At 67.7% G+C, this 19191-nt stretch carries 17 protein-coding genes; 14 read left to right on the top strand and 3 right to left on the bottom strand.

The window, feature by feature from the left end; translation table 11 throughout:
- The first annotated feature begins 20 nt into the window (after positions 1-20).
- Together SH591_RS15510 and SH591_RS15505 are read left to right on the top strand one after the other, a co-directional pair.
- The gene (locus tag SH591_RS15510) at positions 21-980 is read left to right on the top strand and encodes an alpha/beta hydrolase (protein ID WP_324749867.1); all 960 of its coding nucleotides are present in this window, start codon (positions 21-23) and stop codon (positions 978-980) included.
- A gap of 96 nt (positions 981-1076) precedes the next feature.
- Positions 1077-1553 (top strand): RNA pyrophosphohydrolase, encoded by a 477-nt coding sequence (locus tag SH591_RS15505; protein WP_324749866.1) that lies wholly within the window; start codon positions 1077-1079, stop codon positions 1551-1553.
- A gap of 42 nt (positions 1554-1595) precedes the next feature.
- Here SH591_RS15505 and SH591_RS15500 read toward each other — a convergent pair whose 3' ends face one another.
- Entirely contained in the window at positions 1596-2201 is a 606-nt protein-coding gene (locus SH591_RS15500) for a TonB family protein (protein WP_324749865.1), read from the bottom strand.
- 1591 nt (positions 2202-3792) lie between these two features.
- Between SH591_RS15500 and SH591_RS15495 the strand changes: the two genes are divergently transcribed.
- From SH591_RS15495 to SH591_RS15485, 3 genes are read left to right on the top strand one after another with little or no spacing between them, the layout of a single operon-like run.
- Entirely contained in the window at positions 3793-5004 is a 1212-nt protein-coding gene (locus tag SH591_RS15495) for a hydrolase (RefSeq protein ID WP_324749864.1), read from the top strand.
- Positions 5001-6020: an arginine N-succinyltransferase gene (locus SH591_RS15490; RefSeq protein WP_322830094.1), complete on the top strand. Its 1020-nt coding sequence runs from the start codon at positions 5001-5003 to the stop codon at positions 6018-6020. Before SH591_RS15495 ends, SH591_RS15490 begins: the two co-directional genes overlap by 4 nt.
- Entirely contained in the window at positions 6017-7270 is a 1254-nt protein-coding gene (locus SH591_RS15485) for an N-succinylarginine dihydrolase (protein WP_324751408.1), read from the top strand. The genes SH591_RS15490 and SH591_RS15485 overlap by 4 nt, the downstream gene beginning before the upstream one ends.
- A gap of 4 nt (positions 7271-7274) precedes the next feature.
- Here SH591_RS15485 and pgl read toward each other — a convergent pair whose 3' ends face one another.
- Positions 7275-7988, bottom strand: coding sequence for a 6-phosphogluconolactonase (gene pgl / locus SH591_RS15480; protein ID WP_324749863.1), 714 nt, complete (start codon positions 7986-7988; stop codon positions 7275-7277).
- A gap of 114 nt (positions 7989-8102) precedes the next feature.
- Here pgl and SH591_RS15475 point away from each other — a divergent pair, with 114 nt between their 5' ends.
- Entirely contained in the window at positions 8103-8282 is a 180-nt protein-coding gene (locus SH591_RS15475) for a DUF3008 family protein (protein WP_324749862.1), read from the top strand.
- A gap of 46 nt (positions 8283-8328) precedes the next feature.
- On the opposite strand, the gene SH591_RS15470 is transcribed toward SH591_RS15475, so the two are convergent.
- Positions 8329-8520, bottom strand: coding sequence for a hypothetical protein (locus SH591_RS15470; protein ID WP_324749861.1), 192 nt, complete (start codon positions 8518-8520; stop codon positions 8329-8331).
- A gap of 283 nt (positions 8521-8803) precedes the next feature.
- Between SH591_RS15470 and SH591_RS15465 the strand changes: the two genes are divergently transcribed.
- The 8 genes from SH591_RS15465 (at position 8804) to SH591_RS15430 (ending at position 19189) form a co-directional block, all read left to right on the top strand.
- On the top strand, positions 8804-9544 hold the full coding sequence (locus SH591_RS15465; protein WP_324749860.1) for a phosphoadenylyl-sulfate reductase: 741 nt from the start codon (positions 8804-8806) through the stop codon (positions 9542-9544).
- Positions 9541-10917, top strand: coding sequence for a siroheme synthase CysG (cysG, locus tag SH591_RS15460; RefSeq protein WP_324749859.1), 1377 nt, complete (start codon positions 9541-9543; stop codon positions 10915-10917). Before SH591_RS15465 ends, cysG begins: the two co-directional genes overlap by 4 nt.
- Positions 10911-11819: a sulfate adenylyltransferase subunit CysD gene (cysD, locus tag SH591_RS15455; protein WP_324751407.1), complete on the top strand. Its 909-nt coding sequence runs from the start codon at positions 10911-10913 to the stop codon at positions 11817-11819. The genes cysG and cysD overlap by 7 nt, the downstream gene beginning before the upstream one ends.
- Positions 11819-13489 carry a sulfate adenylyltransferase subunit CysN gene (gene cysN, locus SH591_RS15450; protein ID WP_324749858.1) on the top strand — a complete coding sequence of 557 codons (1671 nt, stop codon included), beginning with the start codon at positions 11819-11821 and terminating at the stop codon, positions 13487-13489. Before cysD ends, cysN begins: the two co-directional genes overlap by 1 nt.
- A gap of 34 nt (positions 13490-13523) precedes the next feature.
- The gene (locus SH591_RS15445) at positions 13524-15332 is read left to right on the top strand and encodes an assimilatory sulfite reductase (NADPH) flavoprotein subunit (RefSeq protein ID WP_324749857.1); all 1809 of its coding nucleotides are present in this window, start codon (positions 13524-13526) and stop codon (positions 15330-15332) included.
- Positions 15333-15349: 17 nt separating this feature from the next.
- A complete protein-coding gene (cysI, locus tag SH591_RS15440) occupies positions 15350-17059 on the top strand; it encodes an assimilatory sulfite reductase (NADPH) hemoprotein subunit (protein ID WP_324749856.1) in 1710 nt (569 codons plus the stop codon).
- Positions 17060-17230: 171 nt separating this feature from the next.
- A complete protein-coding gene (locus tag SH591_RS15435; protein ID WP_324749855.1) occupies positions 17231-17356 on the top strand; it encodes a hypothetical protein in 126 nt (41 codons plus the stop codon).
- Between the two features lie 93 nt (positions 17357-17449).
- The gene (locus SH591_RS15430; RefSeq protein ID WP_324749854.1) at positions 17450-19189 is read left to right on the top strand and encodes a homoserine dehydrogenase; all 1740 of its coding nucleotides are present in this window, start codon (positions 17450-17452) and stop codon (positions 19187-19189) included.
- The last annotated feature ends 2 nt before the right edge of the window (positions 19190-19191 follow it).

Raw genomic sequence — 19191 nt, 5'->3', positions numbered from 1 at the left:
CGCTTCTCAACGGAGATTGCATGCCAGAGCCCTTCGTCCGTCCCGATGTCCGCAAGTTCCTCGATTTCCTCAACGCTCTGCCGGGGCCGAGGAGCCATCAGGTCGGCGCGGTCGAGGCACGGGCGATGATGCACGCGTCGCGCCATGTGGCCGACGCGCCGGTCGGCGAGCTCGCCGTGATCCGCAACCTCGCCGCGCCCGGCCCGGCCGGGGAGATTCCGCTTCGCCTCTACGACGTACGCGAGGCGCGCGATCCCGGTCCGGTGATGGTCTTCTATCATGGCGGCGGCTTCGTTTTGGGCGACCTCGACACGCACGAGCCCTTCTGCGCGGAGATGGCGCGACTGCTCGACCTGCCGGTGGTGGCCGTCGACTACCGGCTGGCGCCCGAGCATCCCTGGCCGGCCGGGCCCGAGGACGCGATCGCCGCCGCGCGCTGGATCGCGGGCAGTCCCGAGGCGCTCGGCCGCGCCGTGACCGGGCTGCTCGTGGCGGGCGACAGCGCCGGCGGCAATCTCGCGATCGTCGCCAGCCTCGCCTTGCGCGACGAGCCCGCCGCGGTGCCGGTGCTCGTGCAATGGCCGATCTACCCGGCCGCCGACCCCGCCAAGGGCTATCCGAGCTTCACCGATTTCGCCGAGGGCTATCTGCTGACGCGCGAGGGCATGCACTGGTTCGATCAATGCTACAGGCCCGACGCCACCGACTGGCGCTACGCCCCGCTCGTAAAGAGCCAGGTCGGCATGCCGCCGACTCTGGTCGTCACCGCCAGCCTCGACCCGATCCGCGACCAGGGCCGCGCTTATGCCGCCGCCTGCATCCAGGCCGGCGTCCCCACCATCTTCCGCGAGGCCGAGGGCAATATCCACGGCTTCATCAACCTGCGCAAAGCGATCCCCTCCACCGAGGAGGATATTCGCGGCTGCGCCGTCGCCCTGCACCTGCTGCTCACCGAGGCGGATGCGATCGGTTCGGGCTGAGCCTGTCGAAGCCCCTTCCTTCGTGACCCAAGGGGGAAGGAAGCCCTTCGACAAGCTCAGGGCGAACGGCGTGCTTGAAATCATGAGAGGAACGAAGTGACCGACCCCAATACCCTCCCCTACCGCCCCGCCGCCGGCGTGATGCTGCTCAACCGCGACGGCAAGGTGTTCGTCGCCCAGCGGCTCGATAGCACGCTCGAGGCCTGGCAGATGCCGCAGGGCGGGCTCGATGAGGGCGAGGATGCGGAGGCCGGCGCGCTGCGCGAGCTCGAAGAGGAGACCGGGATCCGCGCCGAGCAGGTCGAGCTCATCGCGCGCTGCCCGGTCGAACTCACCTACGACCTCCCCGACGACCTCGTCGGCAAGATGTGGAAGGGCCGCTACCGCGGCCAGCGCCAGGCCTGGTTCCTCTACCGCTTCGTCGGCCGCGACGAGGACATCGACATCGCCACCGCGCACCCCGAATTCCGCGCCTGGAAATGGGCCGACCCCGCCGACCTCCCGGCGATGATCGTCCCGTTCAAGAAGAAGCTCTACGAGGACGTTCTCGAAGCGTTCGCGGAGTGGCTTTAGGGGACGTCGGCCTCTTCCTCCCCTCCCTAACGTCTGAGGAACTCAGCGGCGCTCGGCCTCGAAGCTCACAGTCACCGTTCGCACATAAGGTATCGCAAGTCCCGCGGCGTTCTTGACCGGTGCCTCCTCCCACAGCTTCGGGATTTGGGCGCAGGCGACCGATGCGAGCGTCTGATGCAGTTCGGACGAAGGCACGGAGCACGTCTGGACGGCCCCGCCCTCGTCCACCACAATGTGCACCGCCGCCTTGGCGGGCGATGGCACGTCGGCAGGGAGGGACTCGACGGCCAGGCTCAGATCCGGCGTCAAGCGCATCGGATATTTGGACTTTGTGCCCTTCGGCAGCCAGAAATTGTTGATGCTGTGGAAGACGCCGTAGGCCGGCTGACCCGCCTCGTCCGTCGCCGGGCTGAAGCGGGCGCGGCGCATCAGCAAGGAACAGGTAAGGCGACCGAACTTCTCTTCCCCCGTGATCGCCAGGACTTCACAATTTTCAGGCTTGCCCTCGGGAGAAACGACCACGCGATACTCGACCGCACCCTCTTCGCCCCGTTGCAGCGCGCTCGTGGGGTAGTCGTTATGTCGGATCCAGTCTCCGGTCAGCACAGGCGCCGCAACACCGGCGAACATCGTCATCATCAGCAGCATGAATCCCCCCTGTCCCAATCTTGTTGTCGCAAACGCATCGATTGGCAACGTCGGCCGTCCACCCAAATGGGCCGGCCCGCCCGCCGGCCTCCCGGTGGCGATCGCCCCGTTCAAAAAGAAGTTCTACAAGGACGTGCTCAAGCCTGCGCGCGGAATGGCTTTAGGCGAACTTCGGCTTTCGACCCATTGCGGACATTCCGGCGATCTTTGCGGACACGCATAGTGTCGTGCTTGGCCCCGCGGCGTTGACTCGGGAGCTACAAACATCAGGTGTTGGGTAAGGCTAACTTAACCGTTTACGGGGGAGAGAGTGGATCAGGTTGGCCCAGACTTATTCCTATGGTGCGATTGTGGTCTCCTTTGTTGTGACTGACCCCTTCAACTAGGAAGCTCGGTATGCGCATCTGTTATTCCCTTATCTATACAGCTCTTTTCGTCGCTGCGACGGTCGCTGAAGCACAACATCCAATCGTCGCGCAGAAACTGAGTGCCTGGAACGCGGCAGCTCCATCACCCTCGTTAGAGGTCACTAGGGACCAAGTGATGAAGGCAGCGACGGCAGCCCATAAGCGGGGAGGCGGTTGCCTACCGACATCGGCTGTTATCGAGACCGTGTCGCCTGCCACTGGCGTGCGGTTCATCTTCCAAGGCATTCTTGCTGGCAGGATTAGGAATGGGTGGACCATCGTCACCCGTCATCCCAACTGCGGAAACCATATCGTGCGCTACACGATGATACAGGATAGCGCCGGCGACTTTTCCACAATTCGGACAAATCGCGGGCAATCTTACGCTAACGAGTCTATCATCGGCGATACGTGGATACTGGCTCTTCTACAGGCCACATCCACTCTCGAACGCGCTAATGTTGTTTGCGATGGTCGCTCGGCCGATCTAGGGGTGACGCGCGTAGCGAAAGAGGAGCCCGCATTGGGACCGGATGTCTACGGGGTTCGCTACACTGGTTCATGGCACGAGGTATGGCCGATTACCTTGTGCGGACGGACCGTCGAAGTCGGTGTCCGTTTCAGCGCCGATGGCGATGGTGGCGCTTACAGCGACCTGAGGAGTACGGAAGCGAAGCTACTCCCAGCCTCCCGGTGACGCTTCATAAGACATTTGTGTCCAGAGCCCAATTGTAGGGCCGCAGTCGCGCTGGAACACATCGCGAGATGCGTCCCACCCGGGAGTAGCGGCATGGTCCACTACACTGTTGGGGCAGATGTCCGAATAACCATTCAGGGCGGCCATCCGTTGCTAAAACATCAAGCCTCATCATGAGTTGAGCGGGTCGCTATTGCTCAACGGCCCACGTCCGCTTTCCACCCCTGCCGACATTTTAAACTTTCCTACAGCCGGGCCTTTGTGGTTCATAATGCTCCATGGAGCTTCCCTGGATACACGCCGATTCCCGCGCCGCCCGGTTCCGGCCACGACCCCGGTCCCGGCGTGCGAATGCGCGCTCCGGCTGTGACCTTAGTGTGACCTTCCACGGTGCCGCTCGCTCCGTTGGAACATCCGGCACGGGGCGGGCCCTCACCCCTTCCGGCCGGTGTGGCGCTCGCGCCGATCGTCGGTTAAGGCGATGCCCATGCGGGGCGTAACGATCGAAGAGCGGGCGGCACTGGACCGCGCGGCGGGGGCGCCGATGCTGGCGCAGGTCGAGGCGTGGGCGGCGGTCAATAGCGGCTCGCGCAATCTCGACGGGCTAGCCACGATGGCGGCTTTGCTGGCCGACGCTTTCTCGGCGCTTCCCGGCGCGCTTTCGCTGCACGACCCCGCGCCGGTCGACGCGATGGCGGCGGACGGATCGCTCAGCGCGCTGGCGCACGGCAAGAACCTGCACCTCGTCGTACGCCCCGATGCGCCGGTCCAATTGCTCTTCACCGGCCACATGGACACCGTGTTCGGCATCGACCATCCCTTCCAGCAGCTTTCGTGGCGCGAAGAGGGCGTGCTGAACGGCCCCGGCGTTGCCGACATGAAGGGTGGCATCGCGGTGATGCTCGCGGCGCTGCAGGCGGTCGAGGGGTCGCCCGCCGCGGCCAACGTCGGCTACGAAATCGTCATCAACAGCGACGAGGAAGTCGGCTCCCCGGGCTCGGCCGCCCTGCTCGCTGCGGCGGCGCGCGGCAAGAAGGCGGCGCTCACCTACGAGCCGGCCGCTCTGCCCGACGGCACGCTCGCCGGCGCGCGGCCGGGCAGCGGCAATTTCTCGATCTTCATTCAGGGCCGGAGCGCCCATGCCGGCCGCAACCCCGAGGACGGCCGCAACGCGATCGTCGCGGCGGCGGACCTGACGCTGCGCCTCGCCAAGGCCAAAGGCCCGCGCCTGTCGGTCAATCCTGCCCGGATCGAGGGCGGCGGCCCCAACAATGTCGTGCCCGACCACGCCGTGCTGCGCGTCAACATGCGCCCGTTCACCCCCGAGGACCAGGAGCGCGCCCGCGCCGCGCTCGACGCCGCCGTGGCGATGGTCGCGGCCGAGCATGACGTGAAGATCCACGTCCATGGCGGGTTCGGCCGCCCGCCCAAGCCGCTCGACGCCAAAGCCGAACGGCTGTTCGCATTGGTCCAGCAGGCCGGCGCCGATCTCGGCCAGATCTTCGGCTGGCAGCCCTCTGGCGGCGTCTGCGACGGCAACAATATCGCCGCCTGCGGGGTGCCCGTGGTCGATACGATGGGCGTGCGCGGCGGCGCCATCCATTCGTCGGACGAATATCTGATCGTCGAAAGCCTTGCCGAGCGCGCCCAGCTCTCCGCCCTCACCATCCTTCGCCTCGCTTCCGGAGCCCCTTTGTGACCTTCCGAATCCGCCCCGCGACCAATGACGATTTCCAGTCCATCTACGAAATGGCGAAGCTGACCGGCGGCGGCTTCACCAACTTGCCGCCCGACAAGGGCTCGCTGGTCGCCAAGCTGGTGCGGTCGCAGGAAGCCTTCGACAAGGAAGCCGACGAGCAATCGGGCGACCTGTTCGTGATGGTGCTGGAGGACAGCGACAGCGGCGCGATCCGCGGCACCTGCCAGATTTTCGGCCAGGTCGGCACCGAATGGCCGTTCTACAGCTACCGGATCAGCACGCTGACCCAGACCTCGAAGGCGCTCAACAAGACCTTCCGCGCCGAGATGCTGACCCTCGTCACCGATTTCGACGGGTCGTCGGAAGTGGGCGGCCTGTTCCTCCACCCCGGCGAACGCGCGGGCGGGCTCGGCCTGCTCCTCGCCCGGAGCCGCTATCTCTTCATCAAGCAGCACCGGGCACGCTTCGGCAACCGCGTGCTGGCCGAGCTGCGCGGCGTGATCGACGAAGCCGGCGGCTCGCCTTTCTGGGACGGCGTCGCCGGCCGCTTCTTCGGCATGGGCTTCCAGGAAGCCGACGAATTCAACGCGACCCACGGCAACCAGTTCATCGCCGACCTGATGCCCAAGACGCCGATCTACACCGCCATGCTGCCCGAGAGCGCGCGCGCCGTGATGGGCATGCCGCATCCCTCCGGCCGCGCGGCGATGAAGATGCTGGAGCGAGAGGGCTTCCGGTTCGATTGCTATATCGACATCTTCGACGGCGGCCCGACCATGGCCGCGGAGACCGACCAGATCCGCACGATCCGCGAATCGCGCGAGCTGGTGCTGAGCGGCGTCAGCGACGATTGGGACGGCGAGCCGCTGATGCTGGCGGCCGGCCTGCGCCATGATTTCCGCGCCTGCTATGGCCATATCAGCGTGGACCCGGACGGCAGCGCGAAGCTCGATCCCAAGAGCATCGAGCTGCTCGGCATCGCGAAAGGCGACCGCTTCCTGGCGATGGGCCGCTGATGCTGCACGAGATCAATTTCGACGGGATGATCGGGCCCAGCCACAATTATGCCGGACTGAGCCTCGGCAACCTCGCCTCCTCCACCAACAAGGGGCATGTCTCGCACCCGCGCGCCGCGGCGCTGCAGGGCGTCGCCAAGATGCGCCACAATCTGCGGCTCGGCCTGCCGCAGGGCGTGCTGCTGCCCCATCCCCGCCCGGACCGTGCCTGGCTCGAGGAGCTCGGCACCCATGTCGAGACGGTGCCGGCTTCGCTGCGCGCCGCCGCTTTCTCGGCCTCGGCGATGTGGGCCGCCAATGCCGCGACCGTCTCGCCGGCGCCCGACACGGCCGACGGCCGCTGCCACCTGACCGTCGCCAATCTGCGCACCATGGCGCACCGCAGCCACGAATGGGCGGCGACGCTGGCGCAGCTCGAGCTCGCCTTCGCCGACACGGAGCATTTTGCAGTGCACGGCCCGGTGCCCGGCACGTTCGGCGACGAGGGCGCTGCCAATCACATGCGGCTCGGCACGGCGCACGGCGAGGCGGGCGTGGAGGTTTTCGTCTACGGCAAGCGCGGCGGCGCCTTCCCGGCCCGTCAGCATGTCGAGGCGTCGCGCGCGATCGCCCGTTACCATCGGCTCGATGAGGCGCGCACCTTGTTCGTCGCCCAGTCCGAGGAAGCGATCGCGGCCGGCGCCTTCCACAATGACGTGGTCGCGGTCGCGAACGAGTCCGTCCTACTCTGCCACGAGCTTGCCTTCGAGGACCGGACGGGGTTCTACGACGAGCTGAAGCGGCTGCTTCCGCAGGTGGAGATCGTCGAGGTCCCGGCCAGCGCGGTCAACCTGGAAGACGCGATCCGCTCCTATCTGTTCAACGCCCAGTTGGTGACCCTGCCGGAAGGCGGCATGGCGCTGATCCTGCCCGAGGAGGCGCGCGAGACTCCGTCGGTCTGGGCCTGGCTGCAGGGCATGGTCGCCGGCAACGGCCCGATCCGCAGGTTGTTCGTGGTCGACGTGCGCCAGTCCATGGCCAATGGCGGCGGCCCCGCCTGCCTGCGCCTGCGCGTGGTCGCCGATCCGCTGACGGTCGATCCGCGCTTCATGGTCGACGAAGCCAAGCTCGACCGCATCGCCGCGGTGATCGAATCTCATTGGCCCGAGCAGATCGCGCCGGACGACCTCGAGAAACCGGAATTGTGGACGCAGATCGAGGGCGCGCGCGCCGCGCTCCTCGATGCGCTGGAGCTCGGCGCGCTGCTCTAGGCGCCTATTCGGCGCTCCAGAAGATATCGACCGCGGCGTCGATCTCGGCAAGCACGCGGCCGATCGGCTTGGACGAAAGCGGGCCTTCCTCGATCGCCTGTTCGAGCACCGCGCGCTTCTCGGCCCCGGTCACGACGATCATCACCGCTCGCGCCGAGGATAAGGCCGCGGCGGTGAGCGTCACCCGCTCAACCGGCGCTTCGGGCGGCAGCGGATCGGGGCGGACGCCGACGGCGCGGCGCTCGCGCGGGCCGGCGACGGCGCGGTCGAGGTCGGGCCCCGGGAAGATCGAGGCGGTATGGCCGTCGGCGCCCATGCCGAGCATGACCAGGTCGAGCGGCCAATCGATCAGCTTCAGCCGTTCGTCGGCGAGCCGGCCTGCCTCGCGATAGTCGCCGAGCGCCGCTTCATCGACCAACGGCACGACGTTCGCGCCCTTGGCGCCGAAGAAGGATTCGAGCTTGGCGTAATTGCTGAGCGCGTCGTCGAGCGCGACCAGGCGATCGTCGGTCGGCACCAGGGTGATCTTGGACCAGTCGAGGTCCTTCCTGGCGGCCAGCGCCTTGTAGACGACGTCGGGCGTCTTGCCGCCGGGCACGGCGATGCGGGCGCTGCCATGCGCCTCGATGGCGCTCTCGATCACGAAGCCGATGTCGCCAGCGACCTGCTCGGCCATGTCAGCGGGGGTGTCGAACTCCCACCATTCGATCTCGTCCATAAATTCTCCTGTCGTGGCGCCCGCCTTAGCTTTTCTCGCCCCGAGGGCAAGGGTGCGCGGCAGGAACCGGCGCCATGGCGACGTGTTACCGGCACGTCGAGAAAGGAGGAGAAAATGCCAGCCAAGTCCCAGGCCCAGCAGAAAGCCGCCGGCGCGGCGCTTTCGGCCAAGCGCGGCGACACGCCCAAGAGCAAGCTCAAGGGCGCGTCCAAATCGATGGCGGAGTCGATGAGCGAAAAGCAGCTCGAGGAATTCGCCTCGACCAAGCGCAAGGGCAAGCCCGAGCACAAGTAAGAGCTGAGCGCCTTACGACGGGCGGCTAGCGCCCGCCCCCGTTCGATCAATCCGGCGGAGGAATGACGTCGGGTGAGGCTCGGTCACTCCGCTCTTCGTCGGGCTCGGTAGCGCGGTCCCGCTCGCTCTCCGGGAGCGTGTGACCCGGCGCGTCCGATGACGGGATCAGAGTCTCGCCGCCGCGCCATTTGTCGCGATGGATTTGCTCGGATTCGAGCGGCTGCTTCTCGTCGCCCATGATCGGCTCTCCTTTCGCGTAGAACGAGGCGCCGGCTGAGCCGTTCCGGCCGAGGGGGAAGGCGACCCATGCGCAGCCTCGCCGATATTGAGAATATTATTCCAACACTTCCATCGTCGCACGCAAGGACGCTGTTAATGTCCCGGCTCGGTTGATCCCCCCTTTTTCGAGGCGTATCTCCGGCGTTCCGAGAAAAGCGCGGTCGAGACAGGTGAACGACAAGGTCGCACCCTGGGACCGCACTTAGAATATTATTCCAATCGAGCCGACCGAACTGCGCGCCATGACCGAACCAGATCAATCCCCCCTCCCCGCGCGCATCGCCGGCGACACGATCGCGGCGCGGCTGCGTTCGGCTGTCGAGGCCGTGGACGGCGAACTCGTCTTCACGACCAGCTTCGGCATCGAAGACCAGTTGATCGCCCATCACATCTTCACCGAGAAGCTGCCGATCGCGGTCGCCACGCTCGACACCGGCCGCCTCTTCCCGTCGACCTACCGCCTCTGGCAGAAAACCGAGGAGCGCTACGGCGTCCGCATCGGTGCCTTCTTCCCGGAGGCGCCGGCCGTGGCGGCGCTGGTCGCCGACGCCGGCATCAACGGGTTCTACCATTCGAAGGAAGCGCGGATCGCCTGCTGCGCCGTTCGCAAAGTCGAGCCGCTCACGCGCGCGCTGGCCGGCGCGGCGGGCTGGGTGACCGGGCTTCGCGCCGACCAGTCGGGGCAGCGCGCCGCCGTGCCGCTCGCCGCATGGGACGCGGAACGCGGCCTCGTGAAGATTGCGCCCCTGTTCGACTGGACGCGCCACCAGGTCGCGGTCGAATGCGCCGCGCTCGGCGTGCCGGTCAACGCGCTCCACGCCCAGGGTTTCCTGTCGATCGGCTGCGAGCCCTGCACCCGCGCCCTGCGCCCGGGCGAGCCCGAGCGCGCCGGCCGCTGGTGGTGGGAGTCCGACGACGCCAGGGAATGCGGGCTGCACGTCGGCGCCGATGGCCGCCTCGTCCGCCGAAAGGAAGCTGCATGAGTATCGAACGCTCCCCCGCCGAAGCGCCGGCGCGGATCGCGCCGCTGCCGAACCTGCCGCTGTTCCACAAGGTGACGGGCCGCAAGATCGTGGTCGTCGGCGCGTCCGACGGCGCGCGCTGGAAGGCCGAACTGGCTGCAGCCGCCGGGGCTGACGTCGTTCGGCCCGAGCGCTGGACACCGGACGACCTTCGCGGCGCGGCGCTCGCCATCGCCGATCTGCCCGACCGCGACGAAGCCTTGCGCTTCGTCGCCGCGGCGCGGGCGGCGGGCGTGCCGGTCAACATCATCGACCAGACCGACCTGTGCGACGTCCAGTTCGGGACGATCGTCAACCGCGCGCCGGTCGTGCTCGCCATCTCCACCGACGGGGCGGCGCCGATGCTCGGCCAGTCGATCCGTGCTCGCATCGAGAGCGTGCTTCCGCTCGGCCTGTCCGCCTGGGCGGCGGCGGCCAAGGCCTGGCGTCCGCGCCTCAAGGAAAGGCTCGGCGACTTCTCCGCGCGGCGCGGCTTCTGGACACGCTTCGTCGAGACCGCCTGGGCGCATGTCGACCGCGCGCCTGCCGAGGCGGACTTTGCGGCCCTAGTCGCCGCGACGCCCGAGCGTGCGGCGGGCAGCGTCACCCTCGTCGGCGCCGGTCCGGGCGATCCGGAATTGCTGACGCTGAAAGCCGTGCGCGCGCTGCAGAACGCGACCGTCATCCTCTACGACGATCTGGTCGGGCCCGACATACTCGAGCTGGCCCGGCGCGAGGCGAAAAGGGTCGCGGTCGGCAAGACCGGCCACGGCCCGTCGTGCAAGCAGTCGGACATCAACCAGCGCATGATCGCCCTTGCGCTCGCCGGCGAAAGCGTGGTGCGCCTCAAGGGCGGCGACCCGCTCGTCTTCGGCCGCGCGACCGAGGAGGTCGACGCCTGCCGCGCCGCCGGCGTGCCGGTCTCGATCGTCCCCGGCATTTCGGCCGCGCAAGGAGCTGCGGCATCGCTCGGCATCTCGCTCACAGAACGCAAGGATGCGCGCCGGGTCCAGTTCGTGACCGGGCACGGCGCCGACGGTAAGCTTCCGTCCGACATCGATTGGGGCGCCATCGCCGACCGCCGCGCGACCACGGTGCTCTACATGCCGCGGCGCACGCTCGCCGAGTTCGTCCGCAAGGGCCTCGCCAAGGGGCTCGATCCGGCGACCCCCGCCGTCGCCATCGCCTCGGCGACGCGGCCCGAAGAGGTGCATATCGGCGCCGCCTTCGCCGAGATCGCCGCCGCCGCCGAGACGCTGCCGCCCGGCGCGCCCGTCATCATCATCATCGGCCGGGTGACGCGCGGGCATGTCCCCGCCGCCCTGCTGCCCTTCAGGAAAGCCCTCGCATCGTGACCGCGCGTTCCCTCACCCATATCGAGCAGCTCGAGGCCGAGAGCATCCACATCCTGCGCGAGGTGGTGGCCGAGGCCGAGCGGCCGGTGATGCTCTATTCGATCGGCAAGGACAGCGCGGTGATGCTGCACCTCGCGCGCAAGGCATTCTATCCCGCGCCGCCGCCTTTTCCCCTGCTCCACGTCGACACGACCTGGAAGTTTCGCGACATGTACGCGCTGCGCGACCGCGTCGCCGTCGACAGCGGGATGGAGCTGATCGTCCATCGCAACCCCGAGGCCGAGGCGCGCGGCATCAATCCGTTCGACCATGGCAGCCTCCACACCGATCTGTGGAAGACCGAGGGGCTGAAGCAGGCGCTCGATCTCTACGGCTTCGACGCCGCGTTCGGCGGCGCGCGGCGCGACGAGGAGAAGAGCCGCGCCAAGGAGCGCGTGTTCAGCTTCCGCTCGGCGAGCCACCGCTGGGACCCGAAGAACCAGCGGCCCGAGCTGTGGAATCTCTACAATGCCCGCAAGGCCAAGGGCGAGAGCATCCGCGTGTTCCCGCTCTCCAACTGGACCGAGCTCGACATCTGGCACTACATCCACGCCGAGGCGATCCCGATCGTGCCGCTCTACCTCGCCGCGCCGCGGCCGACGGTCGTGCGCGACGGCCTCATCCTGATGGTCGACGACGAGCGCTTCCCGCTCCAGCCCGGCGAAGAGGTCGTCGAGCGCTCGATCCGCTTCCGCACCCTGGGCTGCTATCCGCTCACCGGCGCGGTCGAGAGCGAAGCCGCGACCCTGCCCGAAGTCATCCAGGAAATGCTGGTCGCCACCACCTCCGAACGCCAGGGCCGCGCCATCGACAAGGACGGCAGCGCCTCCATGGAACGCAAGAAACAGGAAGGCTATTTCTGATGGCCACCGCTTTCCGGAACCCGAGCGCGGCCGAGGTCGCGCGGGCCGAGCTCGACGCCTATCTCGACACGACCAGCCGGAAGTCGCTGCTCCGCTTCATCACCTGCGGATCGGTCGACGACGGCAAGTCGACCCTGATCGGGCGGCTGCTCTACGATTGCAAATTGCTGTTCGAGGACCAACTGGCCGCGCTCGCCAGCGACAGCAGGAAGTCCGGCACGCAGGGCGAGGCGCTCGATCTGGCGCTGCTCGTCGACGGCCTCGCCGCCGAACGCGAGCAGGGCATCACGATCGACGTCGCCTATCGCTTCTTCGCGACCGACAAGCGCAAGTTCATCGTCGCCGACACGCCGGGCCACGAGCAATATACGCGCAACATGGTAACGGGCGCCTCGACCGCGGACCTCGCCATCATCCTGGTCGATGCGCGCAAGGGCATACTGACCCAGACCCGGCGCCACTCCTACCTCGCCCACCTGCTCGGCATCCGCAGCCTCGTCCTGGCGGTGAACAAGATGGACCTGGTCGGCTACGACGAGGCCGTTTTCGACGCCATCGTCGAGGAGTATCGCACCTTCGCCCGCGAGGTGGGAATCGAGGACTTCCAGGCGATCCCGCTGTCCGGCCTCACCGGCGACAACGTCACGAGCGGTTCGGAAGCGATGGCCTGGTACGACGGCCCGACGCTGATCGCGCATCTCGAGACGGTGCCGGTCGCGGCGCGCGCTGCTGCCGCCGCGCCGTTCCGGATGGCGGTCCAATGGGTCAACCGCCCCAACCAGAATTTCCGCGGCTATGCCGGGCAGATCGCGAGCGGCCGCATCCGTCCGGGCGACGAGATTGCCGTGCTTCCGGCCGGCCGCCGCTCGCGCGTCGAGCGGATCGTCACGTTCGACGGCGACCTGCCCGAGGCGCGCGCCGGCCAGTCGGTGACCCTCACCTTCACCGACGAGGTCGATTGCTCGCGCGGCGACGTGATCGCGGCCGCCGGCGGCGCGCCTGAGACGGCCAGCCGCATCGAGGCGACTCTGGTCTGGATGGCGGACGAAGCGATGGTGCCGCACCGCTCTTACTGGCTGAAGATCGGCGCCCAGACCTTGTCGGCCAGCATCGGCGGCATCGGCCCGATCGTCGACGTCAACACGATGGAGCAAAGGCGCGGCCTCTCGCTCGGCCTCAACGACATCGGCGAGGTCACGATCGACCTCGACCGCAGCATTCCGGCGCTGCGCTACGCGGACGACCGGGTGCTCGGCGGCTTCATCCTGATCGACAAGGTGTCGCGCTCGACCGTCGCCGCCGGACTGGTCCAGGGCTTCCCCCAGGGCGCATCCAGGCCGGCCGGCGCATTGGAGGAGCCCGACGGTGCGATCGTCTGGATCACCGATTCCTCTCCCGCAGCGCGCGCGGCCGCCGCGCGGCGTTTCGCCGACCGCCTGAAGGCGCTCGGGCGGCCCGCCATCATCCTCGACGAGGAGGCGCTGAGCGGCCTTGGCGCCGCGAGCGCTGACGAGATGCTCCGCCACGGCCGCGAAGTCGCCAGGCTGATGAGCCGGGCCGGCGTGCATGCGTTGCTGACGCTCGACGCCACCCCCGAGCAGAGCCGTCCGGGCCGCCGCGTGGCGGCCGGCAGCGACGGCGACGAGGGAGACGACCAATGGGTGATCTGATCCCTGCCCCCTTATTTTCTTGCTGGAACGACCGATGACCGCACAGACATTCTCCGCCGAAGGCGCGCTCTCGATCGAGCAGTGGCAGCATCTCGACGCGCTGGCCCGGAGCCTGACGCCGGCGCAAGCGCGCTGGATCAGCGGCTATTTTTCGGGTCTCGACGCCGGGCTGAGCCGCGGCGACGCGATCGAGGCGCCCGCGGCACCGGCGCCGCAGGGGCGGACCCTCACCATCCTCTACGGCACCGAGACCGGCAACAGCCGCGACCTCGGCAAGGCGCTCGCGGCGGCGGCGACCAAGCGCGGCCTTTCGCCGCAGCTCGTCGACATGGCCGACTACAAGCCGCGCGCATTGAAGGACGAGCAGGACCTGCTCGTTATCGTCAGCACCTATGGCGAGGGCGACCCGCCGCAGCCTTCGGTCGGCTTCTTCGAGTTCCTCGAGGGCCAGCGTGCGCCCAAGCTGGAAGGCGTGCGCTTCTCGGTGCTCGCGCTCGGCGATTCCACCTACGAGAAATATTGCGAGGCCGGGAAGCGCGTCGACCGCCGGCTCGAGGAACTGGGCGCGACCCGCATCAGCGCGCGCGTCGATTGCGACATCGATTATGAGGAACCGGCGCTCGCCTGGACCGGCATCGTCGTCGAGCAGCTCGCTGCCGACCTTGCCGCTTCGGCCGCTCCGTCGCTCCCGGCCGCGGCGGCCTCGCCTGTCTCCGCGCCGGCCTATGACAAGAAGAAGCCGTTTTCGGCGACCGTGGTCGAGAACGTCACGATCGTCGGCCGCCACTCCAGCAAGGAAACCCGGCACATCGAGATCGACCTTGCCGGATCGGGCCTCAGCTACGAGCCCGGCGACGCGCTCGGCATCGCCGCGCGCAACGACCCTACGGTGGTGGCGCAGCTGCTCGACGTGGCCGGCCTCTCCGGGGACGCGCAGGTGAGCATGAAGGGCGAGAGCCTGAGGCTGGCCGAGGCGCTGGAGGAGAAGTTCGAGGTCAGCATCGCCAGCCCGCGCTTCCTCGACCAATGGGCCAAGCTGACCGGCGCGGCCGAGCTTGAGCAGCTTCGCGGCGAGGAGGCGACGGCCGAGCGGCTGCTCTTCCTGCGCAATCACCATGTCGTCGACATCGTCCGCAAGTTTCCGCTCGGCGGCGTCGATGCCGACAGCTTCGTGGCCGGGCTGCGACCGCTGCAGCCGCGGCTCTACTCGATCGCGTCCAGCTTCAAGGCCGTGCCCGACGAGGCGCACCTCACCGTCGCGCCGGTCCGCTACAGCCTCCACGACGAGACCCGCGCCGGTGTCGCGTCGAGCCAGCTCGCCGACCGGATCGCGGCCGGCGACACGCTTCCCGTCTACATCCAGCACAACCCGCATTTCGCCTTGCCGAGCAACGGCGCACCGATCGTGATGATCGGCGCCGGCACCGGCGTCGCGCCCTATCGCGGCTTCCTGCAGGAACGCGAGGTCACGGGCGAAGGCGGCAAGTCCTGGCTGTTCTTCGGCGAGCGCAATTTCCGCTCGGACTTCCTCTACCAGACCGAGTGGCAGCAATGGCTGAAGGAAGGCGTGCTGACGCGCATGGACGCCGCCTTCTCGCGCGACCGCGGCCAGCCCAAGACCTATGTCCAGCACCGCATGATCGAGCAGGCGAAGGACCTCTACGCCTGGCTGGAGGACGGCGCCCATATCTACGTCTGCGGCGACGAGAAGAGCATGGCGCGCGACGTCCACGAGACCTTGATCCAGATCGTCGCCGCGCAGGCCGGCACCGATCGCGACGGCGCCGAGGATTACGTCCGCCGGCTGGCCGCCGACCAGCGCTACCAGCGCGACGTCTACTGATTTTTCGGGACAGAGAAATGACCAACGACACCAGCATCGTCGACCGCAGCGCCGACATTTCGCAACCGCTCGAAAACCTCGGGCCGGACGAGACGCTGAAATATAACAGCGACTATCTGCGCGGCTCGATCGACCAGGGACTGCTCGACAAGATCACCGGCGGCGTGAAGTTCGAAGACAACAAGCTGATGAAGTTCCACGGAATCTATCAGCAGGACGACCGCGACATCCGCGACGAGCGGCGGCGCCAGAAGCTGGAGCCGGCTTTCACCTTCATGGTGCGCGTGCGCTTGCCCGGCGGCGTCTGCACGCCCGAGCAGTGGCTGAAGATGGACGAACTCGCCCGCGCCCATGGCGGCGACCAGTTGCGCCTCACCACGCGCCAGACCTTCCAGTTCCACTGGGTGGTGAAGGAGGACCTGAAAGCGACGATCCAGGGCCTGCACGAGGCGCTGCTCGACACGATCGCGGCCTGCGGCGACGATGCCCGCACCGTGATGGCCACCGCCAATCCGCAGGACAGTGCGATCCATGCCGAGGTGGCCGCTTTGTCCAAGCAACTCAGCGACCATGTCATCCCCAAGACCCGCGCCTATCACGAAATCTGGTATGGCGAGCAAAGGGTCGCGACCTCGGAGAACGAGGAGCCGCTCTACGGCAAGACGTACCTGCCGCGTAAGTTCAAGATCGGCTTCGTGATCCCGCCGTCGAACGACATCGACGTCTACACCCAGGATCTGGGCTATATCGCGATCGTCGGCCCGGACGGGCTCGAAGGCTTCAACGTCACGATCGGGGGCGGCATGGGCCGCACCGACAACGAGCCGCGCACCTATGCCCGCCTCGGCGACGTGATCGGCTTCATCCCCAAGGAGCGGCTGCTCGCCGCGACCGACGCGATCATCGGCGTCCAGCGCGATTACGGCAACCGCAAGGAGCGCATCCGCGCCCGCTTCAAATATACGGTCGACGACAAGGGGCTGGACTGGATCAAGGGCGAGATCGAGCGGCGCATGGGGGCCGCTTTCGAGCCTGCACGTTCCTACGAGCTTTCATCGAACGGCGACGTGTACGGCTGGCAGGCGACCGACAATGGGCGGTTCAATTATACTTTGTTCGTCGAGAATGGCCGCATCATCGACCGGCCCGGACAGCCGATCCTCGGAGCGCTGCGCGCGATTGCCGAGATCCACAAGGGCGCGTTCCGGCTGACCCCGAACCAGAATGTGATCGTCGCCGATGTCGAGCCCGACGACCGCGCGGCGATCGACGCCCTGCTCGCCCATCATGGCCTCGCCGGGAATGGCCGCACCAGCGCGTTGCGGGTCAATTCGATGGCCTGCGTGGCGATGCCCACCTGCCCGCTCGCCATGGCCGAGGCCGAGCGCTACCAGCCCGAGCTCATTTCGAAGATCGAGCCGATCCTGGCCGCGAACGGGCTCACCGACGAGCCGATCACGATCCGCATGACCGGATGCCCGAACGGCTGCGCCCGGCCCTATGTCGCCGAGATCGGCTTCACCGGCCGCGCGCCGGGCAAGTACAATCTCTGGCTCGGCGGCGGCTTCCACGGCGAGCGGCTGAATCGGCTCTATCGCGAGAATATCGGCGAACCGGCGATCCTCGAAATCCTCGGCGAGATGCTGGCGCGCTATGCCGGCGAGCGGACGCCGGGCGAGCATTTCGGCGATTTCGTGATGCGCGCAGGCTATTTCGCCGAGGACTGAGCCGATCGATATTGTATCCCAAACCAAGGACTGACCGACGGCACGTGCTATCGATTTCTAAATGAATCGGCCCTACGCACGTTTCTGGGTTGACGCCGCACTCATCTGCGGTCAGTTTTGGGATCCCAATCAGGTCCAAGCCGCAAGGCGAGGACATGGAGAATGTGCCGCGTGTCGATGATCGCATATCTGCAGCCTGAAGCCCGTACCGTTGCCGGTGCGGCCGCTGCCGCGCGCCCGGCCACCATCATCATGACGACCATTACCACCACCCGCACGCGGGGAGGCTGCGTCTGAACTAGGTCGTCGAACAACCTCAGTTTCCAGACCCGCTCCCCGGCCCCGGCGAGCGGGTTTTTTTATGCCCTCGAAAATCGGATCGAACAGGAAATGAAACAGCAAGTCTCCGCGCCGGCCGAACGGCTCTGCGTCCTCAAATTCGGAAGCTCGGTGCTCGGCGCCGAGAGCGACTATCCGGCAGCCGCGCTCGAAATCTACCGTCACGTCCGCGACGGCGAGAAGGTGGTGGCGGTCGTCTCCGCCTTGGCCGGCGAGACCGACCGCCTGCTCGACCAGGCCGCCCGGGTCGGCGGCGAGGCGCAGGACGCGCTGGTGGCGCGTGTGGCGCGGGTCGGCGAGCTTCATTCGGCCGCGTTGATGGCGCTGGCGCTGGGCCGGATCGGCGTTCGCGCCTGCGCCCCAGACCCGCATGAAATGGGCCTGGTCGCCGACGGTCCTCCGCTCGATTCGAACCTCGTCGACCTCGACGCCGAGGCGGTGCTGGCCAAGCTCGCCGAGCATGACGTGGTCGTCGTCCCCGGCTTCACCGCCGGTCATGCCGAGCATGGCGTAGTCACCTTGGGCCGCGGCGGCACCGATCTCAGCGCGGTCTTCTTCGCCGCCCGGCTCGACGCTCACCGCGTCCGCCTGATCAAGGATGTCGACGGCGTCTATGCGGAGGACCCGGCGCGCAACCCCTATGCCGAGCGCTATGCCGCATTGGGCTATGAAGCGGCGGCCGAAGCGAGCGCCGGCCTGATCCAGCCCAAAGCGATCGAGGCCGCGCAAAGCGAGGACGTGCTGATCGAGATCGCCGCCGTGGGCGCGCTGGAGGCGACCACCATCGCCGACCTGCCGCCGCGCAAGGCGCTCCCGCTGAAAGGCCCCAAGCTGCGCGTCGCTTTGCTCGGCTGCGGCGCGGTCGGTGCGGGCGTGCTCGCCTGCCTGCAGGAGCGGCCCGATCTGTTCGAGGTCAATCCCGTGCTCGTGCGGGATCCGTCCCGCCATAGCGAAGATGCCCGTTTCACGACCGCGCTTCATGAGGCGCTGGGCGAGGATCCGGATCTGGTGGTCGAACTGATCGGCGGCGCCGACGGGGCCGGCGAGATCATGTGCGAGGCGCTGCGCAGCGGCGCCAACGTGGTGACGGCCAACAAGGCCGCCGTCGCCAAACATTATGATACGCTCCACGCCTGCGCCGCGGCGGGCGGCGGGCTGCTCGCTTATTCGGCAGCGGTGGGCGGCGGCGTGCCCATCCTCGAATTGCTGGCGCGGCTCGGCTCCAAAGTCGAATCGATCGAGGGCGTGATGAACGGCACTGCCAATTTCCTGCTCGGCCGGCTCAGCGAAGGCTGGGCTTTCGACGACGCGGTGCGCAAGGCGCAGGAACTCGGCTTTGCCGAAGCCGACCCGGCCGCCGATGTCGACGGGCACGACGCCGCCGACAAATTGTCGCTGCTGGTGCGCGAAGCCTTCGGCGTCTCGCTGGCGCCGGCGCGGATCGCCAAGCAGTCCTTGCGCGACGTCTCTCCCGAACTGGCCCAGGCCGCGCTCGCCCGCGGCGAGGTACTGAAGCAGGTCGGCCGCTGCCGACGGTTGGCCGACGGCAGCATCGCCGCCGAGGTGCGGATCGAAGCGCTGCCGCGGGCGCATCCGCTGGCGGGCGCGGTCAACGAGGGCAACCGCTTTCTCGTCGCCGAGGCTGACGGACGCGTCCATGCGCTTTATGGTAAGGGCGCAGGCCGCTGGCCGACCGCGGCGTCGGTGTTCGCCGACGTGATGGACGTCCAGCGCGCCATGCTCGGCCGGCTCGCCGACGCGGGAGCGGCTTCGCTCCGGCTGAGCGCATGAGG

Origin of the sequence: Sphingomonas sp. LY54 (assembly GCF_035594035.1) — a bacterium.
Taxonomy (GTDB): Bacteria; Pseudomonadota; Alphaproteobacteria; order Sphingomonadales; family Sphingomonadaceae; genus Allosphingosinicella.
This window is presented reverse-complemented; position numbering and strand designations above follow the sequence as displayed.

What these genes read in the sequence shown, in the direction of transcription:
- cysG (WP_324749859.1), top strand. Translation starts at nt 9,541, where the DNA reads ATGAGTATCGAACGCTCCCCCGCCGAAGCGCCGGCGCGGATCGCGCCG.
- cysN (WP_324749858.1), top strand. Translation starts at nt 11,819, where the DNA reads ATGGCCACCGCTTTCCGGAACCCGAGCGCGGCCGAGGTCGCGCGGGCC.
- SH591_RS15510 (WP_324749867.1), top strand. Translation starts at nt 21, where the DNA reads ATGCCAGAGCCCTTCGTCCGTCCCGATGTCCGCAAGTTCCTCGATTTC.
- SH591_RS15500 (WP_324749865.1), bottom strand. Translation starts at nt 2,201, where the DNA reads ATGCTGCTGATGATGACGATGTTCGCCGGTGTTGCGGCGCCTGTGCTG.
- SH591_RS15470 (WP_324749861.1), bottom strand. Translation starts at nt 8,520, where the DNA reads ATGGGCGACGAGAAGCAGCCGCTCGAATCCGAGCAAATCCATCGCGAC.
- cysI (WP_324749856.1), top strand. Translation starts at nt 15,350, where the DNA reads ATGACCAACGACACCAGCATCGTCGACCGCAGCGCCGACATTTCGCAA.
- SH591_RS15475 (WP_324749862.1), top strand. Translation starts at nt 8,103, where the DNA reads ATGCCAGCCAAGTCCCAGGCCCAGCAGAAAGCCGCCGGCGCGGCGCTT.
- SH591_RS15495 (WP_324749864.1), top strand. Translation starts at nt 3,793, where the DNA reads ATGCGGGGCGTAACGATCGAAGAGCGGGCGGCACTGGACCGCGCGGCG.
- SH591_RS15465 (WP_324749860.1), top strand. Translation starts at nt 8,804, where the DNA reads ATGACCGAACCAGATCAATCCCCCCTCCCCGCGCGCATCGCCGGCGAC.
- pgl (WP_324749863.1), bottom strand. Translation starts at nt 7,988, where the DNA reads ATGGACGAGATCGAATGGTGGGAGTTCGACACCCCCGCTGACATGGCC.
- SH591_RS15430 (WP_324749854.1), top strand. Translation starts at nt 17,450, where the DNA reads ATGAAACAGCAAGTCTCCGCGCCGGCCGAACGGCTCTGCGTCCTCAAA.
- SH591_RS15445 (WP_324749857.1), top strand. Translation starts at nt 13,524, where the DNA reads ATGACCGCACAGACATTCTCCGCCGAAGGCGCGCTCTCGATCGAGCAG.